Genomic DNA, 3,175 nt, shown 5'->3' with positions numbered 1-3,175 from the left:
CCTCGTTGCCGCCGAGCGCCTGGTCGAAGCCGGCTGCCGTGTTCTCATGCCCTGGGGTTCGCCCATCGGCTCGGCCAGGGGCCTCAACAACCGCTATGGGCTGCGCAGCCTCAGGGCGCATTTTCCGGAGGTGACGCTGATCGTCGATGCCGGTCTCGGCGTGCCCTCGCATGCGGTCGAGGCGATGGAACTTGGCTTCGACGGCGTCCTCCTCAACACCGCCATCGCCAAGGCCGGCGACCCGGTCGCGATGGCGCGCGCCTTCGCGCTGGCGGTCGCGGCCGGGCGACTCGGCTTTGATGCGGGCGCGCTGGAGCCGCGTGACATGGCCGCGCCGTCGACGCCGGTGCTGGGCAGGGCGTTGCTTGCGTGAGCGGCGCTATGGATGGGCGCTCGCGGATCGCACTCGATCCGTTCTATCTGATCGTCGACGATGCCGACTGGATCGAGCGGCTGGTGCCGCTCGGCGTCAGACTGGCGCAGCTGCGGGTCAAGGAGAGGGACGCGCGGCAATTGCGCGCCGACATCCGCCGCGCCAAAGCCGTGTGTGAGGCCCATTTCTGCCAGCTCGTCATCAATGACCACTGGCGCCTGGCGATCGAGGAGGGCTGCGATTTCGTTCATCTGGGTCAGGAGGATCTGGCCGGCGCCGATCGTACCGCCATCAAGCGGGCCGGGCTGAAGCTTGGGCTGTCGACCCACGACCAAGCCGAACTTCAAACCGCGCTGGCCGCCGAACCCGACTATGTCGCGCTCGGGCCGATCTGGCCGACCATCCTCAAGGCGATGCGATGGACGCCGCAGGCGCCGGCAAAGCTTGCCGCCTGGCGCGCGGCGATCGGCGATCTGCCGCTGGTGGCGATCGGCGGCCTCACCGTCGCGCGGCTTGATGAGGTGTTCGCGAACGGCGCCGACAGCGCCGCCGTCGTCACCGACATCACCCGAAATGCCGACCCGGAGGCGCGGACGCGCGAATGGATCGCGTCGACGCGTCGCTGGCTTCCAGTGGATGCGATGGCCGGGCGCGCGTGACCGTCGGCCGGCCCGTGGTGCTGGCCATCGCCGGCTCGGATTCCTCCGGCGGGGCCGGCATCGCCGCCGACATTCGCGCCGCGCAGGATCTCGGCGCCACGCTGCGGTTTGCGCTGACGGCGGTGACGGCGCAATCCGACCGTCAGGTGACCGCCATCCATCCGGTTCCATTGGACACCCTGCGCGAGCAGATCCGGGTGGCGCTGCAGGATGGGACGGTCGGCGCCATCAAGATCGGCATGCTCGGCTCGGCCGCCGCCATCGAAACGGTCGCCGACCTCTTGGCCCGATATCCGGCCCTTCCCGTCGTCCTTGATCCGGTCGTGGCGTCGAGTTCCGGCCGCCGCCTGCTCGATCCCGCCGCGATGAGCGTCCTCATCGCGCGGATGCTCCCGCTTGCCACGCTGCTGACGCCGAATCTGCCCGAGCTTGAAATTCTGGCGAGGGCGGTGGCGGGCGTCGAGCCTCCCCCGGCGCTATCCGAGCAGGCGGAGATCATGCTGGCGGCCGGCACGAAGGCTGTCCTCGCCAAGGGGGGGCACGACCGGGGCGACGACGCTGTCGATCGGCTGTTTCAGTCCGGCGACGGTGAGCCGAATCACTTCATCTCCAAGCGTCTGCCGGTCGCGATGCGCGGCAGCGGCTGCATGTTGTCCACCGCGATCTGCGTGGCCTTGGCGCAAGGTGATTCCCTTGCGGCGTCTTGCCGCAGGGGGAAGAGCCAGATGACCACATGGTTTGAGCGCATGGAGCGAATGCCGATTGAGGCATAGGCCGAGAAGCAAGCCCCGGTTCAGGGCGGTCCGTTACTCCAATCAAGGCGATTGCGAGCGTCGAAACATGACGATCGCCGCCGTCGAGTGCCCATCTTTCTTGCAAGTCAGATTTGCATCAAGTTTCGCAGGAGTTTGTTTTTGCGCCGAATTTTCGTCGGGAACACGACTCCAGTCGTTGGCAAGAACGAATTCGTAAGCATTTTTGCCGATGGTTCGTGGATGCCGGCAAGGAACATCGTCGGCGGAAATTCCACGGCAATGACTGCCTCTTCCCCGACAGAGTGACTCGGTCGAATGGACCGGCATGGGTGCCGGTGCGCGGTTTCGCCTGCGAACCTGGGTATCCAGCCATGTTCCAACGTGTACGAAAGTGACGGAAAAATGCGCTTCGCAGACTTGAATATCTCGAAAAAGATCATGGCAGCCTTTGCCGTCATGGTCTTCGGTGCCGCGGCGATGGGAACAGCGGTATTCCTGTTCATGGCGAACGTCGAAGACGCGGCCGTGGCCAAAGTCCAGCATATGGATATCGAATCCGCTGCCATGGCGGCGCGCTTCGATGTTGCCAGGCAGGAAGGGTCACTGCGCGGGTTCATGATCACCCGGGATGAATATTTCGCCAAGCGGACGAAGGACCACTACGAGACGTTCCTGAAGGACGTCGGCAACGTACGAGCCCTCGCCGGGGCGGACAGCGACATCGCCTCGCGATTGGATGCGCTCGAAGTCGCGATGAGCGCCTGGCACACGGAAATCGCGGATCCGGTCATCCAGTTCGCGCGTAGCGAGATGACGTATCCGCAGGCGCTGGCACTGTTCAAGTCCGGCAAGGCGGACACATTCATCGAGCCGATCGAAGAGACCCTGGACGGTATTCGCGATCGGAAAATGGCCCAGATCGAAGAGGCCAATGCCCTCGAAGCCCAGTTGACCCAGAATACGGAACTGGCTGTTCTGTTAGGGATGGCCTTCCTCATCATCGCGGCGGCGGGTCTCGGCTGGCTGCTGTCCCGGGGGATCGCGTCTCCGATCAATGCCATGACCGACGTGATGCGGCGCCTGGCGAGCGGCGACAAGAGCGTCGTGGTCGAGGGCGCGGGGCGCGGCGACGAGATCGGCGCCATGGCGGCGGCGGTCGAGACCTTCAAGCAGGCGGCGATCGAGCGCGATGAGCTCGCGGAAGCGGCGGAATCGGCGCGGATCGACCAGGAACAGGCGAAGAACCGGCAGGCATCGCTGGACAATGCCAAGGCGGAGGATTTGCGCAAGTTCGTCGGCGTGGTCGAAATCGGCTTCGAGCGGCTGTCGGCGGGCGATCTGACGGTGCGCATGGCCGAGCCGGTGGCGGCCGAGTTCGAGCCGATCCG

4 protein-coding genes are annotated in these 3,175 nt (G+C 65.6%); all 4 read left to right on the top strand.

Annotation, left to right across the window (positions count from 1 at the left end; genetic code table 11):
- A partial coding sequence (locus tag MJ956_RS12930) for a beta/alpha barrel domain-containing protein (protein WP_479768640.1) occupies positions 1-373 on the top strand: 373 nt, incomplete at its 5' end.
- 26 nt (positions 374-399) lie between these two features.
- Positions 400-1,032: a thiamine phosphate synthase gene (locus MJ956_RS12925; protein ID WP_253964865.1), complete on the top strand. Its 633-nt coding sequence runs from the start codon at positions 400-402 to the stop codon at positions 1,030-1,032.
- The gene (thiD, locus tag MJ956_RS12920) at positions 975-1,805 is read left to right on the top strand and encodes a bifunctional hydroxymethylpyrimidine kinase/phosphomethylpyrimidine kinase (protein ID WP_253964864.1); all 831 of its coding nucleotides are present in this window, start codon (positions 975-977) and stop codon (positions 1,803-1,805) included. Before MJ956_RS12925 ends, thiD begins: the two co-directional genes overlap by 58 nt.
- A 420-nt stretch (positions 1,806-2,225) precedes the next feature.
- The coding region (locus MJ956_RS12915; protein ID WP_253964863.1) for a CHASE3 domain-containing protein at positions 2,226-3,175 on the top strand (950 nt) is incomplete at its 3' end.

The sequence above is a fragment of the Aurantimonas marianensis genome, assembly GCF_024195285.1.
Taxonomy (GTDB): Bacteria; Pseudomonadota; Alphaproteobacteria; order Rhizobiales; family Rhizobiaceae; genus Aurantimonas; species Aurantimonas marianensis.
The sequence above is the reverse complement of the archived record's forward strand: the minus strand, read 5'-3'. Positions and strand labels throughout refer to the sequence as shown.